The sequence below is a fragment of the Solidesulfovibrio carbinoliphilus subsp. oakridgensis genome (assembly GCF_000177215.2).
Lineage (GTDB): Bacteria > Desulfobacterota > Desulfovibrionia > Desulfovibrionales > Desulfovibrionaceae > Solidesulfovibrio > Solidesulfovibrio carbinoliphilus.
In genome coordinates this window covers 39,862-56,651 of record NZ_CM001369.1, presented here as the reverse complement: position 1 = coordinate 56,651, position 16,790 = coordinate 39,862, and the positions used below count along the sequence as shown (strand labels likewise).

General features: G+C 66.3%; 16 protein-coding genes. 5 read left to right on the top strand and 11 right to left on the bottom strand.

Annotation, left to right across the window (positions count from 1 at the left end):
• Position 1: 1 nt before the first annotated feature.
• Positions 2-1,633 (bottom strand): PAS domain-containing hybrid sensor histidine kinase/response regulator, encoded by a 1,632-nt coding sequence (locus tag DFW101_RS18345; protein WP_009183014.1) that lies wholly within the window; start codon positions 1,631-1,633, stop codon positions 2-4.
• 244 nt (positions 1,634-1,877) lie between these two features.
• On the opposite strand from DFW101_RS18345, the gene DFW101_RS18340 reads away from it, so the two are divergent.
• From DFW101_RS18340 to DFW101_RS18330, 3 genes are read left to right on the top strand one after another with little or no spacing between them, the layout of a single operon-like run.
• Positions 1,878-2,102, top strand: a complete 225-nt coding sequence (locus DFW101_RS18340) for an antitoxin MazE family protein (RefSeq protein ID WP_336469894.1) — start codon at positions 1,878-1,880, stop codon at positions 2,100-2,102.
• On the top strand, positions 2,099-2,422 hold the full coding sequence (locus DFW101_RS18335; RefSeq protein WP_009183012.1) for a type II toxin-antitoxin system PemK/MazF family toxin: 324 nt from the start codon (positions 2,099-2,101) through the stop codon (positions 2,420-2,422). Before DFW101_RS18340 ends, DFW101_RS18335 begins: the two co-directional genes overlap by 4 nt.
• Before the next feature lie 57 nt (positions 2,423-2,479).
• Positions 2,480-3,304, top strand: a complete 825-nt coding sequence (locus DFW101_RS18330; RefSeq protein WP_009183011.1) for a phosphoadenosine phosphosulfate reductase family protein — start codon at positions 2,480-2,482, stop codon at positions 3,302-3,304.
• Between the two features lie 125 nt (positions 3,305-3,429).
• Here DFW101_RS18330 and DFW101_RS18325 read toward each other — a convergent pair whose 3' ends face one another.
• On the bottom strand, positions 3,430-4,863 hold the full coding sequence (locus tag DFW101_RS18325) for a B12-binding domain-containing radical SAM protein (RefSeq protein WP_009183010.1): 1,434 nt from the start codon (positions 4,861-4,863) through the stop codon (positions 3,430-3,432).
• A gap of 316 nt (positions 4,864-5,179) precedes the next feature.
• Between DFW101_RS18325 and DFW101_RS18320 the strand changes: the two genes are divergently transcribed.
• Entirely contained in the window at positions 5,180-5,581 is a 402-nt protein-coding gene (locus DFW101_RS18320; protein ID WP_009183009.1) for a hypothetical protein, read from the top strand.
• Positions 5,581-7,227: a hypothetical protein gene (locus DFW101_RS18315; RefSeq protein ID WP_009183008.1), complete on the top strand. Its 1,647-nt coding sequence runs from the start codon at positions 5,581-5,583 to the stop codon at positions 7,225-7,227. The genes DFW101_RS18320 and DFW101_RS18315 overlap by 1 nt, the downstream gene beginning before the upstream one ends.
• An 18-nt stretch (positions 7,228-7,245) precedes the next feature.
• On the opposite strand, the gene DFW101_RS18310 is transcribed toward DFW101_RS18315, so the two are convergent.
• The 9 genes from DFW101_RS18310 to pseB form a co-directional block, all read right to left on the bottom strand.
• A complete protein-coding gene (locus tag DFW101_RS18310; RefSeq protein WP_009183007.1) occupies positions 7,246-8,289 on the bottom strand; it encodes a sulfotransferase family protein in 1,044 nt (347 codons plus the stop codon).
• A gap of 132 nt (positions 8,290-8,421) precedes the next feature.
• A complete protein-coding gene (locus tag DFW101_RS18305) occupies positions 8,422-9,309 on the bottom strand; it encodes a glycosyltransferase family 2 protein (RefSeq protein WP_009183006.1) in 888 nt (295 codons plus the stop codon).
• Entirely contained in the window at positions 9,306-10,313 is a 1,008-nt protein-coding gene (locus DFW101_RS18300; RefSeq protein WP_009183005.1) for a class I SAM-dependent methyltransferase, read from the bottom strand. The genes DFW101_RS18305 and DFW101_RS18300 overlap by 4 nt, the downstream gene beginning before the upstream one ends.
• Positions 10,314-10,322: 9 nt before the next feature.
• A complete protein-coding gene (locus tag DFW101_RS18295) occupies positions 10,323-11,549 on the bottom strand; it encodes an N-acetyl sugar amidotransferase (protein WP_009183004.1) in 1,227 nt (408 codons plus the stop codon).
• A gap of 110 nt (positions 11,550-11,659) precedes the next feature.
• Entirely contained in the window at positions 11,660-12,796 is a 1,137-nt protein-coding gene (locus tag DFW101_RS18290; RefSeq protein WP_009183003.1) for a hypothetical protein, read from the bottom strand.
• 2 nt (positions 12,797-12,798) lie between these two features.
• A complete protein-coding gene (locus DFW101_RS18285; RefSeq protein ID WP_009183002.1) occupies positions 12,799-14,001 on the bottom strand; it encodes a methyltransferase domain-containing protein in 1,203 nt (400 codons plus the stop codon).
• A 7-nt stretch (positions 14,002-14,008) separates the two neighbouring features.
• Positions 14,009-14,794, bottom strand: a complete 786-nt coding sequence (hisF, locus tag DFW101_RS18280; protein ID WP_009183001.1) for an imidazole glycerol phosphate synthase subunit HisF — start codon at positions 14,792-14,794, stop codon at positions 14,009-14,011.
• Positions 14,795-14,919: 125 nt separating this feature from the next.
• Positions 14,920-15,675, bottom strand: coding sequence for an imidazole glycerol phosphate synthase subunit HisH (gene hisH, locus DFW101_RS18275; protein WP_009183000.1), 756 nt, complete (start codon positions 15,673-15,675; stop codon positions 14,920-14,922).
• Positions 15,659-16,714, bottom strand: a complete 1,056-nt coding sequence (gene pseB, locus DFW101_RS18270) for a UDP-N-acetylglucosamine 4,6-dehydratase (inverting) (protein WP_009182999.1) — start codon at positions 16,712-16,714, stop codon at positions 15,659-15,661. The genes hisH and pseB overlap by 17 nt, the downstream gene beginning before the upstream one ends.
• Positions 16,715-16,790 lie beyond the last annotated feature (76 nt).

The window sequence follows — 16,790 nt, the reverse complement described above, 5'->3', positions numbered from 1 at the left end:
CTCATTCCTCCCGGTCGCCGCCGCAAAACGCCTTGCCCATGGCCCGGACCAGGGCGTCCATGTCCACGGGCTTGACCAGATAACCGGTAACGCCGGCCGCCTCGGCCGCGTGGCGGTCCTCGTCCATGGCGTGGGCGGTCAGGGCGATGATGGGCACTCCGGGATTGCGCACCCCCGCCTCCCCCTGCCGGATGGCCCGGGTGGCGGTCAGGCCGTCCATGACCGGCATCTGCACGTCCATCAGTACGCAGTCGAAATCCTTTTCCGCCAAAAGGGCCAGCGCCTGCCTCCCGTTTTCGGCCATGGCCGGCTCGCAGTCGAACTTGCGCAGCATGGCCCGGATGGTCAGCCGGTTTATGGTCTCGTCCTCGACCACCAGCACCCGCCGGCCGGACAGGCAGGGGGGCGTCCCGGCGGCGCAGGCCCGGGTGGCGTCCCCGGGCCGGGCGAACCGCAGCCGCACCCGGACCTCGGTGCCAAAGCCTTCCTGGCTGCAAAGCGTCACCCGGCCGCCCATGAGGTCGGTCAGGCCCTTGACGATGGCCAGGCCCACGCCGGTGCCGCCATAGGAACGGGTGACCGACGGATCGGCCTGGGAAAAGATCTCGAACACCTGCTCCTGCATGGCCGGCGCGATGCCGATGCCCGTGTCGGCCACCAGGAATTCCAGGGTCGCCCCGGCCGCGTCGGCCTCCCCGGGCACCGGAGCCACTTCCAGCCGGACCTCGCCGCTTGGGGTGTATTTGATGGCGTTGGCCGTGAGATTGTAGAGGATCTGGCGCACCCGGCCCGGGTCGCCCCGCAGTTCGTCCGGGGTGTCCGGGGCCACGCGCCGGGAAAAGGCCAGGCTTTTGAGGGCCGCCTCGTGGGCAAAGGAGGCGGCCACCGGTTCGAGGACGTCGGTCAGCGCGAAGCGTTCGTCGGCCAGGACCATGCGGCCGCTGTCGAGGTGCGAGATGTCGAGGACGTCGGACAGGATGCGCAGCAGTCCCGAGGCCGAGTCCATGGCCGTGGCCAGGTAGTCGGCCTGCTCGGGCGTGGTCGGGGTGCCGGCAAGAAGCTGGAGCATGCCCATGACGCCGTTTAAGGGCGTCCTTATTTCGTGGCTCATGTTGGCCAGGAAGGCGGATTTGGCCTGGCTGGCGGTCTCGGCCAGGGCCAGGGCGGCGATGGTGGCCTCTTCGGCGGCCTTTCGGGCGGTGATGTCCTGGATCATGACCTGAAAGAGGCCGGAGGCCGCGTCGAGCTGGCTGAAATCGACCTGCACCGGCAGCCAGGAGCCGTTTTTTCGCCGCCACCGCCGTTCGATGGAAAAAGACCGGCCCAGCCGGGCGGCCTGCGGTCCCGCGTCCACGGAAACGGCCTGCTGGTCGTCGGGATGGACGATGTCGCGGATGTTTTTGCCGCAAAGCTCCCCGGCCGCATAGCCGAGCAGGGCCAGGGCCCGGGGATTGGCGTCGAGGATCCGGCCGGCGGCGTCCCCGATCAGGATGCCCATGACCGAGTGCTGGAAAAACAGTTCGCACCGCTCCTGGCGGGCGAGCAGGTCCGCCACCCGGGCTTCGAGGGCGGCCACGCGGGTCCGGGCGGCGGCCAGGGGGCCGGGGCCGGAGTCGGTTCGCGTCTCGCTCATGTCCTGTGCCGCCTGTGGAAGATCAAGGATCGCGCGAAAAGGCCTGCCCCGGGTGCACACCGATACAGCGGTGTGTTTTATGGCATTTTTGGTCCGGCCCTGGCAAGGGTGACCACCGCGCGGCTGCCCCGGCGCGCCACGTTTTCCCGGAACCGTTCCAAGGGGAAACGTGAACCAATTATTTTTTTCGATTCTCCCTTCTTGACAGACGATTTTACGGTAACTACGTTACGGAGGCAGGAGAATGGCTATGCAAACCGCCCCCCTCACTCCCGGCCAAAAGATGCGGCAATACCGCTGCAAGATGAAGCAAAAGGGACTTCGATCCGTCCAGATCTGGATACCGGACACGCGTTCCCCGGCTATTTCCAGCGCGTTGCGGCGTCAATCCCTCCTGGCCAGCCGCAGCCCGGAAGAACAGGAGGTCATGACCTTTTTGGACGATGTCCGGGCTTGGGATGAGCCATGAAACGCGGCGATGTCGTCATCGTTTCCCTGTCAGGCGACTACGGGAAAATGCGTCCGGCCGTCGTGGTGCAGCATGACCAGGCCAACCCGACCCATGCCAGCATTGTGGTCTGCCCCTTTTCGTCTTGCCTGATCGATGCGCCGCTTTTTCGGATTTCCGTGGAACCGACTGCCACCAACGGGCTTGAAACGACATCCCAAATCATGGTGGATAAAATTTCAGCCGTCAGACGCGATCGCCTGCGCCAGGTGGTGGGCCGATTGGATGATGCGGTCATGGTGCAAATCAATCGAACCCTGGCCCTGTGGCTGGGATTGTAACCGGACTCCCTCCCAAGCGATCCCGGACCGTAGTCCTCGCCATCCCAAGGAGATAGCATGAACGACACCGAACGGCAGGCCCGCTGGGCCCTGCCCCTGGAAGAGAAGATCGCGGCCGGGAAGGCCGTGGTCCTGGCGGCCATCGACCGTTTCGGCCCGGATTTCTGGCTGGCCTGGACCGGGGCCAAGGACAGCACGCTGGTCCTGTGGCTGACCCGGGAGGCCTGCCGGGAACGGTCCCTGCCCATGCCCCGGGTGCTGACCATCGACGAGGGCGACCCGTTTCCGGAGATCCAGGCCTTTCAGGAACGGATGGTCCGGGAGTGGGGGCTTGACCTGACGGTCGCCGCCAACACCGACGTCCTGTCCCGCCGTCCGGCCATCGGCGACTACCTGGCCGTGGCCGACCTGTCCCCGGAGAGCCGGGCCGAGGTGGCCCGGGCCGGGTTCACGGGCGAGGGCTTCCCCTTTGACCCGGAATCGCCGGTCGGCAACCAGCTCATGAAGGTCGCGCCCATGAACGGCTTTTTGCGCGACAACCACGTGGCCGCCCTGGCCACGGCCATCCGCTGGGACGAGCACCCGGCCCGGGCGAACGAGGATTACGAGAGCCCGCGCGAGGACCCGCCGCACCTGCGCGTCCACCCGATCCTGCACCTGCGCGAACGCGACGTCTGGGACATCACCCGGTCGCGCGGCATCCCCTTTTGCGAACTCTACGCCAAGGGCTACCGCAGCCTTGGCACCAAGACCGGCACGGTGCGCCAAAGCGACCTGCCCGCCTGGGAACAGGACCTGGAGGACCGCTCGGGCGAGCGGGCCGGCCGGGACCAGGAAAAGGAAGAGGCCATGGAGCAGCTGCGCTCGCTTGGCTACATGTAGCCCGGCCAGCGGGCCGGCACGGGCATCCGGCGGCCCGCTGGCCCCTTGTCGATGAAGGCGGCAACGAAAGAATCGCTTTTTCCAACCTCCTCGCGCCGGCCCGAAGAGGAAAGGTCCCGGTCCCGTCACGACAGGCCCGGGACCTCCCCTTTTTTGTGAAAATGGTATGACCGGCCGTCCACGGTCCGAATTTTTCCCAGCTCGGGGAGCAGGGCCTTCCAGGCAATTTCGTGCTGCTTCTGATATGCAGGCTCAAACCAGTCCAGCCGGTAGTCGATGTCCCAGAGGGAAGGCAGCGCCTGGCCGTTGGCGTTGGTGCGCTGGAGGCAGCCATGCTGTTCCACGCCGACATACCCCATCAGGGTGTCCGGGGGGGTATAGCCCATGGTCGCGGCAAGTTCTGTCAAGGCATTTCCGGGATAGGGAATGAAGATGTTGACCGTATAATCGAACTCTTTTTTAATACGCCCGATCTCGGTGATCAGTTCCCCCGAACGGCGGATATCGTCGATGGTCTCGCCGGGAATGCCGATGATCAGGTGGCACCGCAGGTGGATGGAGCTTGTCGCGAACTTGCGGGCCATGTCGAGGGCGTCGTCGACGGTGATGTTTTTGTGCATGAGGTCAAGGATGCGTTGGGAACCCGATTCCATGCCCACGTGGATGAGGTGGCAGCCGGAACGTTCCATGGTGTGCACATCTTCAATGGTGAAAGGCTTGAAGGTGTCCACGCGAGCGTTGGCCCGCCACTTGAAGCGCACCTCGCTGGCCAGCAGGCGTTCGACCAGATCCATGGTCCGCGAACGGCCGACAAAAAAGGTCGGGTCGTCAAAGGTGACGTTGCGCAGGGAAAGCTGCCGGCCGAGCGACTCTAGTTCGTCTACGACACGCTGGTTGTCGAACCAGGAATATGTATAGGAGTCGTGCCAGTAACAGAAACTGCAGCGGCCCACGCAACCAACAGCGGTACTGTAGTTGAAGGCGTGTGTTTCCGGATTGATATAATTCCAGATGTCGATGACATCTTTGTTCAGATACGGCAGAGGCGGCAAGTCGTTGACGCGTTCCGAATGCCGGGCGGCGCTGGACTGCCGGATACCTTCCGGCGTGCGCCACCACAGGCGCGGCGTGGTATCGAAGTCGTTGCGGCCATCGCGCAACCTATCGCACAATTGCCGGATCGGGCCTTCGCCCCGGCCGCAAATAACGAAATCAACGGCCGGATGCTCGAACATTTGTTCCGGCAGGGCCGAGGGCAGGGGACCGCCGACCACAAGAGGGACATCGGATACGGCCGCGATGGCTTCCAGGATTTGGGCGGCGTGGGCGAGCTGTTCGCCGCTTGAGACCGCGACGCCCACGAGCAGGGTCTCGTCCAGATGGGCCTGGACGGCCTGCAAGGTCGCCTCCCGCGACTGAATGCGGTCGTCGATGACCAGGGGACGATAGCCGGCATCCAGCAAAGTTGCGGCCAGAAAAAGCAAGCTGCTCGGAACCCATTGATAGTGGTCGTACCGGCAGACGTCTGGCATGATGAGCAGCACCCTGTTGCAAGTCATGCTCTTCCCCTGTTTTTACCCGAACGGCCACACTCCGCCCCGGCAGTTTTTTCGAGGGTTGCGCCTTTCCCGCTCCGGCTGCCAACGGCGTGGAGCGCGGCGTGCTCTTGGAAAATCGGTAGCATTACTTCTCCGGAGACGGCAAAGCGTTTTCCCGACCACGGAGCAGTCCTGCTTTACGGCAAATCGTGCGGCTTGCAACCGAGCCTTGTTCGTGGTTTCCTTTTTAGCTACTGCGTGCCGGAACTGTGGCCGAGAAAAGATTTTCAAGACCGGGCCACGCAATCGGACGAGATCTCTGGCGGGCATAATATACATGGAAATTCTGGATGTCACGGCTCGCCCCGGCGTCGGGCCCCTGCAATTCACTTACCGGGTCCGCTGCACGGCCTGCCGGACCGCCTTTGACCATGTCGCGGGCACGGTGGCCTCCGTCCCCCTGGTCCGGTTCACCTGCCCCGCCTGCCACCGGGAAGTGGCCTTCGGTCCAGGAGCCACCTGCGCGCTGCTCGCCCGGTTCGTGCCCCACTTCGACGCCGGCGAGGCCGAAGCCCAGGCCCAGTGCAGCAACGCCATCCTGGAACGGTGGCATGGCGTGCCGGCCTGGAGCGAGGCCTTGTGCAGCGAAGGCGTCAACCTGGGCCAAAGCGCCGAGTATGACCTCAACGGCATCCTCTCCCTGACCATCTACGGCATTCTGGCCGCTGGAAACGACTGATGCGCCCGGAAGCCGTGCTCATCTACGACTGTTTCCTGGCCGATTATGCCGTGGTGGCCCAGGCCCTGGCGGCCATGGGGCATGAGCTGGTGGTCAACGAGACCGCTTTGGCCGCGGCCTTGCGCCGGCTGGGCGTGGCCTTCACCCCTTTCGACCACTTCCGCACGCCGGAGGCGGACGCGGCCGTGGCCAAAGCCCTGCGCGCCGTGGTGGCGGGCCTGTGCGCGGCCCTCCACGATCCCGCTGCCCTGGAAGCATTCACGGCCCGGGGCCGCAGGGTTTTGACCGTCGATTTCCTGGTCCAGTTCCTCCGCAATGCCGGCTCGCAGCTCCAGGTCCGGCACACGGCCCGGGAGCTTCTGGCCCGCCGGCGTCTGGGCGTCGGCGTGTTCGGGGTGGATTGCTACGGCCGCGGCGCGACGCTGGTCGACACCCTGCGCGCCGCCGGCCGCCCCACCCTCCAGGTCATGCATGGAGACTTTTACGGCTCGCCCTACCAGACGGCCGGCTTTCGCCGGCTCATTTCCGATTACCTGGCCGTCTTTGGGGAAAACAGCCGGCAGGAGCTTTTGCGCGCCGGATTTGCCCGCCCCAACGAAATCCTGCTCGCCGGAAGCGTCCCCTGGGACATCAACCTGCATGCCGCCCGCAGCCTGGACCGGAACACGGCCAGGGACCGGTTGGGACTGCCCCGGGACAAGACCGTGGCCCTTTTGTGCACGGATTACCACGAAATCAACCACCCGCCGTGGTTTGCCGCCCTGGAGGAGAATACGCGGATCATGGAACGCATGGCTGGCGTCCTGGCCGAGTTCGGCCGGGATCTTGTGCTGCTGTGCCGCCCGCATCCGGCCGAAGCCTCGGCCCCGGGCCTGACCGATCCGTTGCCGGCCCGGTTCGAGGTGTACCGCGCCTGGCTCCAGGGCCTTGGCCTGCACGACGTCCGCCTGAACCTGGACGACAAGGCCCAGGCCATCGTCGCCTCGGATTTCACCATGGTGTTCGGCTATTCGTCCATGATCGGCGAGATCATGCTCATGGAGCGTCCGGCCCTTGTTTTCGAAATGGTTCCGGTGGCCGACGGCGCCGTGGTGCCGGCCCGGCGGGGCAAGCTCGTTGTGCCGACGGGCGGGGAGTGCGCCACGGCGCTGCGCGGCCTGTGCGCCGACCCTGCCTTTCGAGAGCGGGTCGTGGCGCGGCAGCGCGAGGCCTTGGCCTACCATCGGCACGCCCCTGGCCAGGCCGTTACGCGCCTGTCCGGCTTGATCCACGCCCTGGCCAGGGGCCGGGTCCCCCACCGCCGGCTCCGGGACGAACCGGCCTGCCAAGCCGCCTCGGGCCAGACGGCGCCTGTGGCGGCCCGCATCGACCGGGCCACGGTCCTTGGCGGCCTTTCCGCCCTCAAGGGGCGGATACGGGGCGGGGAGGCAACGCCGGCAACCCAGGCCCGTCTGGGGTTGCTGGTGGCCCTGGCCTCGGAAAGCAGGTCATTTGCGGACTGCCGGGAACACTACGGCGCGGTGCTGGACCAGCTGGCAAAAGACCGGCCTGAAGCGGCCGTTTCCCGGTGCGCGGCCGTGGTCGCGGCCGGCGCCGAACTGCTCGGCCAGGCTTTCGCGCTTTCAGGCGCCAATGCCCGGCCGTAAGCACGGCGCGGCCAGGTTTCACCCGCAGCGGCCGAAGGGGTTCCAGCCGGCCTGCGGCCTCCTGGAAATCTTGCGCATGAGCTCCAGGGCGAAGCGCCGGACCTGGGCGTTTTGCCCCCGTACGGACGCCTGGACAAGCCACTCCAGGGACTGGAGGGGAAAGGCCGCGGGATTGTATTCCTTGTAAAAGCCCTGCCTGGTCGCGGTGTTCATGGTGGTGACCAGCCGCAGGAGCTGGAGTTCCTCCTCGGAAAAATCATGGATCTTTCTCTTGGCGATCTGGGGATTGACGCCTTGGTCCGTTTGATCGTCAAAGGAGGAGCTCTTGGCCAGGGGATCGCCGTTGCCGTGGCCGGCCAGGGCCAGCATGGCCGGTTCGTAGGGAAGGTCCAGAAAGGCGCAGAGCAGTTTCAAGTGCTCGTCGGGGAATTCCGTCAGGAGCTCGTAGCAGACGGCGACGTAACGGTCCGGGTGCCGGGCACAATTCTCCCAGGCTGTTTCAAACGATCTGTTCCAATGCATGGCGTACTGGAGCAGGCCGTAGGGGTATTTGTAGGGCATCCAGCCGATCTTTTTGGTGGAAGCGGCCGCGCTGACAATGTTCCGATAGATATAGACAAACTTGGCGTCCGGGAACTCCCGGAGGATGATCGAGGAATAGAATTCGTTTTCCGGGGTCTTCAATCCCCAGCGGGCCCGGTCGAGCAGATCCCGGTAGCTGTCGAGAAAGCATTGGAACACGCCGGCGGCCAGGGATTCCATGCTCGTAAACTCGTTTGCCGCCCGTTTGGATCGAATGCAGGCCTCGACCAGGGAGCGCTCGGGACGCTTGACCGCGCAGACCACCTTCTCGCTGGTGTAGATCGCTTCCAGAAGCGCATCCTGAATCTCGTCAATACCGGACTTTCCCCACATCTCCCGGTGCTGGCTGTAAATGACCGGCCACATCTGCAGGTCCCACTCGAAAATGGCCAACCGGGAATTGGAGCCGAGCATGGCGCGCATCAGGCTTGTGCCGCTGCGTTGCATCCCGCCTATGAAGATCGGATAGTTGTCTGGCATAAAGGCCTTCTCCTTTTCGTGGCCGGCGGCCTTGCTTCTTGGGCAGGCCTGGCCCTGTGTCGGTCATTTGGCAACCGTTGCCAATCCCGTCCGGGGGTGGCCACGCGGCGTTGCTCTGGTCCGGCGGGGGGATCATCCTGTCCCGTTGCCGGAGCGCTCGGGCGAAACGCCGGCGGCCGGCCGCAACGAGACGGCAGGGGGCCGCCGGCGAAGGAGCCCCTCCAGCATGAAAAGAAACCGGGCCGCGCCCACAAGGACCGTGTAGCCGGCGAGACGCCCTTGGCCGGCGGCCCAGAGCAGGCGGCTGCGCTCGACGGGATACACGTAGAGGAGATGGCGAAGGACGTTTCGCCGCTTGTCGGGATAACGGCGGAAAAGGGCCGCGTCCCCGTGCCCGTACTTGCGCCAGGCCCGGATATTGTCGCCCCACCCGGCCGGATGGCGGCGAAAGCTCAGCCCGGTGCCGATGCGTTGGCGCGCCCCCAGGCCTTCCAGGCGGATGGCCAGGGCGGCATCCTCGTTGCCCACGCCGTTGAATTCCAGATCCATGCCCGCCTGGCGAAGGGGCCCGATGCGGTAGAGCGCCGGCCGGCCGACCATGGCTGTCGGTCCCGGCCGCGAGGTAACGAGCGCCATGACCGCGTCCATGCCCCGTTCCAGGTAGCGGCGGGGGGAAAGGACCCGGTTGGAGGCCTGCACCACGTCGCAGTCGTGCCCGGCCATGTCCGCCAGAAGCCGGCGCACGCAGTCCGGGTGCAGCCGGTCGTCGGCGTCCACGAACAGCAGGAGATCGGCCCGGCAGTGGTCGATGGCCGCCTGGCGCTGGCCGGCCAGGCCCCGGGGCGCGGCCAGCACCTCCGCGCCGGCCTGCCTGGCCCGCTGTGCCGTGCCGTCGTCGCTGCCCGCGTCCACGACAAACACCCTTTGCACCCCGGCCGCCCGGATGGCGGCCAGGCACGGGCCGATATTTTCGGCCTCGCGCCAGGTACAGACATAGGCGTGGACCGCCTCCGGCGTCATGGCCGGAGCAGGGGTTTCCGGGCCACGGCGAAAAGGTGCGAGGACAGGCCGTTGGCCGCCAGCCATTCCTGGAAGGACGGACCCAGGGTCTCGTAGTCGTCCACGAGGAGGCGCTTGAGAAACGGCTGGTCGTCCACGCGGAAAAGGCCTTCGAGGACCTTGGACCGCACCAGCTCCACGTCGAGCTTGCCGGGTGTGGAGAGGCTGAGGACTTCGAGCCCCAGGCGCTCGAGCAGGCGGCCCAGGGACTCGGGGTGAAAATAGTTGAGGTGGTCCGGGGCGGTGGTGTTGTCCGAACGGTCCCGCAGCAACAAAAGGTCAAAGCCCCGGATGTTCGGCACGGTCAGGACGAAAAGCCCGCCCGGCCGCAGGAGGCCGCAAACGGCCCGCACAGAGGCGGCGGGGTCGAAAACGTGTTCGAGGCACTCGATGCTGACCACCAGATCCGCGTCCGAAAGGCCCCGAACCTCGTCCAGGGGCGCTTCCACGACCTCCAGGCCCTTTTTGCGGCAAAAAGCCGCGTTGACCGGACTCGGCTCCACCGCCACCACGCGTCCGAAACCGCCCTGCTCCCGCAGCACGGCCGCGAAGGTGCCGGGACCGGCGCCGACGTCCACGGCCAAGCCCCGCTCGCCCGTCCCGAACCTGTCGCAAAGGGAAAGGATGGCCTTCACCCGGGGCTCGACCAGGTGGCGCATCCGGCCTTCCTCGGACCGGGGATAGACCACCTCGCTCCAGTACCGTTCGGAAATCGAGGTGCGGTAGTGTTCGGCGAGCAACGCTTCCGACGGCCGGGGGGAGACGTAGACCGTGCCGCACCCGGCGCATTCCCGGAACTCGAAGCCGTCGCGGCGGTAGAAAAGCGAAGAGGCGTCCGCGGCGCAGGCCGGACAGGCGACCGCGACGAAGCGGTCCTTGTGCCGCAAAAGCGCCTCCTGGTCGCGGCGGTAGTTCTCCCGACGGATCTCGATGTCGTCGTAGTCGCGGATGGCGGATTCCTTCACGGCGTTTCCTTACATGAACACATGGCCTGTTTCGGGCTCGTCGGACTGGTTGTCGCGGTAAGCGGCTTCCCGGGCGTTGGCCAGGGGCAGCCGGGCCTTTTCGACGGCCGGGCCGGAGGCGTGGTTGAGCACGCTGTCCCGTTGGACCCACAACCCCTGGCCGTCTCGTTCCCAGACGTCGGGGTCGCGCATGTCGTCCACGCAGGCCACGAACTCCGCCTCGGTCATGCCGAGAAATTCCAGGATGACATCCAGGTCCCCGGGCCGCTTGCCGTCGTAGCGGCGGACAAGCTCCAGGCCCTGTTCGCGGCTGATGCGGCCGGCCCGGATGTCGGCCACGGCATGGTCCGTGGCCCGGCCGAAACCGAATTTGAGAAATTTCAGGTAATCGTGGGCCCCGCTGCAGTGCCAGCACTCCACATTGGAATAGCAGTTGTGGGACAGGCTCGGCCGGCGGGTCTCGAATCCATGCTTCTCGATGAGAAACTCCGCGTTGCGCTTGCCGCTCCAGGAAATGAAGTTGGACAGGTACAGCCCCCGCACGCCCACCGCCTCCAGTTCGGCGTCATCGGGATAGACGTAGGGGAGCAGGTCCCGTTCGGTCAGGCCCTCGAAGCCCACGAAGTCCTTCCAGGAGAAACCCCGCAGCCCATGTTCGTTGCGGACCTTTTTGGTCCACTCCATCATGTCCTCCCGCGAGAACATGCCGACCATGTCCTGCAGGCCCGATTCTCCGAAAAGGACGAGCGGGATCTTGAACTTGACGGCGATCTGGATGGTATAGGTGGTGATGCCGGCGTGGCAGTGCCAGCAGAAATCGCCCATCATGGTCATGGCCGCCCGGGCCATGCGCCGCACCACACTCGGCTTCTGCGTGAATCGCAGGTGGTCCACGTCGAACTCTTTGACCATCCGCTGCAGGTTGCGGATGCCGGCGGCAGTGTTGAACTGGTGGTTGTAGGTGACGACCAGGGGGTTCAAGCCGAGCAGGTTTTTGGCCACGTGGACGATGTACTGGCTGTCCTTGCCGCCGCTGGCCCCGATGACGCAGTCGTAATTAGAGCCGTCCTTGGATCGGTACTTGGCCACCAACTCCTTGAGGGCCTCGAACCGCTCCGTCCAGTCGATGTTTTTCCGTTCCTCGTCGACGCGGCAGCCGCTGCAGACGCCGTCGTCATCGAAGAACATGCCGTAAGGGTGGTTGGCCGGGTATAGGCAACGGGTGCAGTATTGCAAGGGTGAATCCTTTGGGCGGGAAGAGAGTGCCGGGCCTCCCTGAAGCCGCCGTCTTCAGGCGGCCGCCGGGCCTATGGCGATCCCGCTGCCTTAAAAATGCAATTTCCGTGCTACTGTCGTGAAGCCGTCCGGCCGCTCCTGCTCGCCGGCAGGCCATGGGTCGACGACGACGCCCAGGGCACGTCCAGTCCGAGAATGGTTCCGATGGAAAGCAGGGCCTGGCCGTAAAAGACGCAGCCGAGAAGATCCGGTTCTTTTTTCCCCGACGTCCGGGGCAGGTAGTTGTGCACGGTGACGGCGTTTTTCGCCTCAAAGGAGAATCCGCCTTCCGGGCAGGCGCTTTCTTCCAGGATGGCCGCCAGCCGGGCCCGGGCCGCCCGGCGCACGTCTGCCGTCCGGTGGCCCGGGGCCTTGGCCGCGCACTGTTCCAGCAAAAAGAAGTGGTCCAGGTCCTGGCAGCCGTGGGCCCGGCCCGGGGTGAAGGCGGGGTGGGCGGCCAGGTCGGCCAGCACGGCGTCCACGATCCGCTCGGCCTGGCCAAACGGCCAGTCCTGGAGGCAATAGGTGCCGCGCATCAGGTGGTAGGCCCCGTTTATCTGGCCATTGAGGCCCTGGACGTCCGCGCTCCCCCACAGGCCGGTCTCCGGATCCCGGTTGGCGTCAAGCCATTGACGCAATTCGGCCAGGGGCCCGCGGTATCCGGACAGGCCCAGACGCAGGTTCAGGTCGAGGATGGTGCCGAGGTTGTCCACCATGCCGCCCGCGCCCCAGGGACTGCGGTGCCAGGGGCAATGTTCCGTCAGGTAGCGGGCCAGGCCCTGGCCGCCGGCCGCCGGCAGGAATTGGTCGTAGAAGCGCACCGGCCGGGCCGGCAGCCGGTCGATGGCCGCATAGGCCCCGGCCGCCTGAAAGGTGATGTAGTTGGCGTGCATCTCAAGGACCCGGTCGACGGGCGAATCGGCCAGGACCCGCTCCGCTTCGGGCTCGCAGAAAAAGCCGCCGAAAAAGGCGTCCTCCCGCTGGTAGCCGTCGAGCACGGCCTTGGCCGCGTCCCGCCCGGCCTCGGTCCGGCCAAGGCCGAGCATCCGTTCCAGGTCCAGGCCCAGGGACGTGGCGTCGAGGCTCGGCCCGGGAGCCGAGGGGCTCATCCGGTAACGGCCGGGTTCGACTTCCAGGCCGCCAAGGATATCGGCCAGGCCCCGGGCCAAGTCCCGCAGGCGGGCTTCGAGCAGTGGCGTCGCGGCCATGGTCAGGCCCCTTTCCGGTCCCACAGACGGTGAAGACGGATGCCGTGGGCCAGAAGCGGAGCCAGGGCCTGGTGGATTTCCTCCTGGCTCGAACGGGAGGCGATGAGGATGGCGTCCACGAGTTCCTGGTAGCGGGCCGGGTCGGCAAAAGGCGGGTGGATGGGAATGCCGTGCAGGGTCTGGCCGTGGCGTTTGGGGTTGCTGTCGAAGGCGGCGGCCACGGTCCGGGCCCCGAGCCGGGTCTGGGCCAGGAGCGAGGCCGCGGTCGTGCCCACGCCCCAGATCCCGAGGCGGCCGCCCTGGCCGAGGATCTCCTCGACCCTCTGCCGCAGGGCCTCCCGCTCGGCCCGTTCGGCGGCCAGATAGCCGAGCAGGTGGGCTTCGGCCCTCTCCCGGCCGGCCACGATCGGCGGCGGGCCGTCGCTTGGCACCCACAGCGATCCCCGGGTCGGGTAGAAGGGGACCGTGTCGGTGTTGGAAAAGACCGTTTCCGCCAGGAGCCGGAAGCCGACGCGGGCCATCAGGCCGCCGAGGCTCGACAGGCCGAAGTAGTTGCAATGCTCGAAACCGATGTGCCCTTCCTGGCCCGGTTCGAACAGCTCCACGTCCGGGACTTCGATGAAAAAGGCCCCGCCCGGGGCCAGGGCCCCGCGCAGGTCGGCCAGAACGTCACGGGGCGCGGTGAGGTGTTCGAGGACGTGGCTGAGCAGGGCCACGTCCGCGCTGCGCCCGGCGAACAGGCCGGGTTCGTAGAGTCCCTGGCGGATGTCGATGCCGTAGAGCTCCCTGGCGATGCGGCAGTTGGTGGCCGAAGGCTCCACCCCGGTCACGTCCGTGAAGCCCCGGCTTCGGAAATGGTCGAGGGCGTAGCCGCTGGAACAGCCGATGTCGAGGAGGGAGCGGGCCGCCGGCAGGTGGGCGCACACGAAATCCGCCTGTCGCCGGGCCATGGCCAGCCGGTGGGGCGGACAGGTGTAATCATATTCCGCGTGTTCATAGTTGGAGAATTCACCGTAGTACCGGGCCAGGGCCGCCGGATCCGGCACCGGATCCACAAAGGCCAGGCCGCAGTCCGGGCAGAGTTTGAGGACCTGGGTGAAGGTCTCGTTTTCAAAGCCCTGCAGGCTCTGGAAATCCTGGCTGTGGACGACCCGCCCCCGTCTGCCGGCGCAGCCGGGGCAGTCGCGCGTGTGGACACTGATCATGGGGCGCTTACCCTCCCGGCGTGGCGCACGCGCTGGTGCCACCCCGCCTGACGGCGATTCCGGCCTTGTGCATGGCCTGCTTGGCCAAGATGGTGCTGTGCTCGATGTGGTGGAAGATGTTGGAGGCGGCGGCCGCGGCCGCGCCGGCCCCGATGGCCTCGGGCACGTGTTCGATCCGGCCCACTCCGCCGAGGGCGATGACCGGAATGGAAACCGCCGTGGCCACCCGCCGGACCAACTCCAGGTCATAGCCCTGCTTGCCGCCGTCGCGGTCGATGGCGTTGAGCAGGATCTCGCCCGCCCCGCGTCTCTCGGCCTCTCGGGCGAAATCCCGGGGATCGGCCCCCGTGGCCTCCCGTCCGCCGCCGACGAAGACTTCATAGCGCCCGTCCGCATGCCGCCTGGCGTCGATGGAGACCACCACTTCCTGGTTGCCGAAGGCTTCCGCGGCCCGGGTGATCAGTTCCGGATCGCGGAAGGCGGCGGTGTTGAGGCTGACCTTGTCCGCGCCCGCCCGCAAAAGCTCCTGGAAATCCTCGATCCGGCGCACCCCGCCGCCGACCGTGAGGGGCACGAAGGCCGCGCCGCTCACGTGGGCCGTCAGGCCGGCCAGCCTGGCCAGGTCCGGTTCGCGGTCGATGGCGAGCAAGACGATCTCGTCGCAGTCCCAACGGTTGAAGAATTCCACGGTGATTTTGGGACGGCCCACGGGCAGATACCGGCGAAACCCGATGCTTTGGACCACCAGGCCCTGCTTGACGAGAACGACGGGGATCAGCCGTTTTTTGAGCATCGAACGCCTCGCGCCGGCCCGGGCCGCTGCCGCCCCGGGCTTCGACCCGTCCTTTTACGTTGCCTGCGCCCTGGGGCGACGGTGGAAACCATGGAACACCCCCTGCGTTTTTCGCGTGGCCCGGCCTAGGGCCCGGGCAACCGCCTGGGGCCGTGGACCTTGCGGTCGTCGGAAAGGGCGTTGGTCAGCACCTGTTCCACCACCGGTCCGCTCCCCACGTCCACCGAATCCCGGTCGGCGTAGAGGAACCGGTGCAACAGGTGCAGGCCGGCCCGGTGGCTTTTCTCGGGATGGAACTGCACGCCGTGGATGTTGTCCCGGCGGACCACGGAGGCGAATGCGGCCCCGTAGACCGTGGTCGCGGCCATGTGCCCGGGATCGTCACAGCCAAAGGCGTAGCTGTGGACGAAATAAAAGTCCGCGCCGTCGATGGCCTCCTGGCGCAACGGGGTCTCGGCCCGGAACCGGACCTCGTTCCAGCCCATGTGCGGCAGCCGCAGGTCGGTCCGCAGCCGCTCCACCCGGCCGGGAATCCAGCCCAGGCCGGGAAAGGTCCCCTTTTCCGTGCCCAAAGAGGCGAAAAGCTGCATTCCCAGGCAAATGCCGAGGATTGCCGTGCCCCGGCCGAGCACAGCCTCCTCCAGGGGGCCCACAAAACCCCGGCGGCCCAGGTTCTCCATGCCCTGGCCGAAGGTGCCGACCCCGGGCAAAAGCAACTTGTCGCAGGCGGCGATGCCGGCCGGGCCCTCCAGGCGGACCGGCTCGGCCCCGAGACAGCGCACGGCATGCATGACCGACCCAAGATTGCACAGTCCGGAATCGACGACGCCCACCCGCAGGGACGTTGTCCCGGTCCGGCCGTCGTCAGTCGCGCGGACCATCCGCCGCCCCGGCCTGCTTTTCGAACTGGGTGCGCCGCCAGAAGTTGCCCTGGGAGTCCGCGCCGAGCATGTCGAAGAGGTCTGTGGCCGTCATCCACCAGTCATTGAGGTGCGAGCTGTATTCGAAGCCGTCCTCCACGGCGGTGCCGCCGTGCCGTTCGATGTAGCGGTCCCGGTTGCCGGTGGAGGGAACGAGGACGAAGTGGTCGTTAAAGCGGATGCTGTTGAAGCTGTCGTGGGTGGAAATCATGGTTTCGTGCATCTTGTCGCCGGGGCGGCGGCCGATGTTCTCATGGGCGCAGCCGGGACACAGGGCCGTGGCCAGGTCGAAAATGGACATGCTCGGAATCTTGGGGACGAAGATTTCCCCGCCCTGCATGCGGTGAAACGTTTGCAGGACGAAATCCACCGCGTCGGGCAGGGTGATCCAGAACCGGGTCATGGCCGGATCGGTGATGGTCACCCGTCCCTTCTTGTCGCGCTGGTCCAGGAAAAGCGGCACCACGCTGCCGCGGCTGCCGAGCACGTTGCCGTAGCGGACCACGGCGAACGAGGTGGCCATGGCGGCCCCGACATAGGCCTGGGCCGCCTGGAAGAGCTTGTCGGCGCTCAGTTTGGTGGCACCATAGAGATTGATGGGCGCCACCGCCTTGTCCGTGGACAGGCACACGACTTTTTTCACGCCCTTGTCGATGGCCGCCTCGATCAGGTTCTGGGCCCCGAAGACGTTGGTCCGTATGGCTTCGAAAGGATTGTATTCCGAGGCCTGGACCTGCTTCATGGCCGCGGCGTGGATCACGTAGTCCACTTCGTTGAACGCCCGGTAGAGGCGGTCCTTGTCCCGCACGTCGCCCAGAAAGAACCGCAGGCAGGGATACTCGGATTCGGGAAATTCCTGGCGCACCTGCCACTGCTTGAGTTCGTCGCGGCTGTAGACGATCAGGCGGCGGGGCTTGTAGCGCTTAAGGACGATCCGGATGCAGGCCTTGCCAAAGGATCCGGTCCCGCCGGTGATGAGCAGGGAGGCTCCGTCGATCATGTTCGCTTTCCTTTTTTCGTTACGCCGAGGGGAAGAACGTAGACACTTTTTCTTTCACCTGACAAGGCTTTCCGTG

What these genes read in the sequence shown, in the direction of transcription:
- DFW101_RS18345 (WP_009183014.1), bottom strand. Translation starts at nt 1,633, where the DNA reads ATGAGCGAGACGCGAACCGACTCCGGCCCCGGCCCCCTGGCCGCCGCC.
- DFW101_RS18340 (WP_336469894.1), top strand. Translation starts at nt 1,878, where the DNA reads ATGGCTATGCAAACCGCCCCCCTCACTCCCGGCCAAAAGATGCGGCAA.
- DFW101_RS18335 (WP_009183012.1), top strand. Translation starts at nt 2,099, where the DNA reads ATGAAACGCGGCGATGTCGTCATCGTTTCCCTGTCAGGCGACTACGGG.
- DFW101_RS18330 (WP_009183011.1), top strand. Translation starts at nt 2,480, where the DNA reads ATGAACGACACCGAACGGCAGGCCCGCTGGGCCCTGCCCCTGGAAGAG.
- DFW101_RS18325 (WP_009183010.1), bottom strand. Translation starts at nt 4,863, where the DNA reads ATGACTTGCAACAGGGTGCTGCTCATCATGCCAGACGTCTGCCGGTAC.
- DFW101_RS18320 (WP_009183009.1), top strand. Translation starts at nt 5,180, where the DNA reads ATGGAAATTCTGGATGTCACGGCTCGCCCCGGCGTCGGGCCCCTGCAA.
- DFW101_RS18315 (WP_009183008.1), top strand. Translation starts at nt 5,581, where the DNA reads ATGCGCCCGGAAGCCGTGCTCATCTACGACTGTTTCCTGGCCGATTAT.
- DFW101_RS18310 (WP_009183007.1), bottom strand. Translation starts at nt 8,289, where the DNA reads ATGCCAGACAACTATCCGATCTTCATAGGCGGGATGCAACGCAGCGGC.
- DFW101_RS18305 (WP_009183006.1), bottom strand. Translation starts at nt 9,309, where the DNA reads ATGACGCCGGAGGCGGTCCACGCCTATGTCTGTACCTGGCGCGAGGCC.
- DFW101_RS18290 (WP_009183003.1), bottom strand. Translation starts at nt 12,796, where the DNA reads ATGGCCGCGACGCCACTGCTCGAAGCCCGCCTGCGGGACTTGGCCCGG.
- DFW101_RS18285 (WP_009183002.1), bottom strand. Translation starts at nt 14,001, where the DNA reads ATGATCAGTGTCCACACGCGCGACTGCCCCGGCTGCGCCGGCAGACGG.
- hisF (WP_009183001.1), bottom strand. Translation starts at nt 14,794, where the DNA reads ATGCTCAAAAAACGGCTGATCCCCGTCGTTCTCGTCAAGCAGGGCCTG.
- hisH (WP_009183000.1), bottom strand. Translation starts at nt 15,675, where the DNA reads ATGGTCCGCGCGACTGACGACGGCCGGACCGGGACAACGTCCCTGCGG.
- pseB (WP_009182999.1), bottom strand. Translation starts at nt 16,714, where the DNA reads ATGATCGACGGAGCCTCCCTGCTCATCACCGGCGGGACCGGATCCTTT.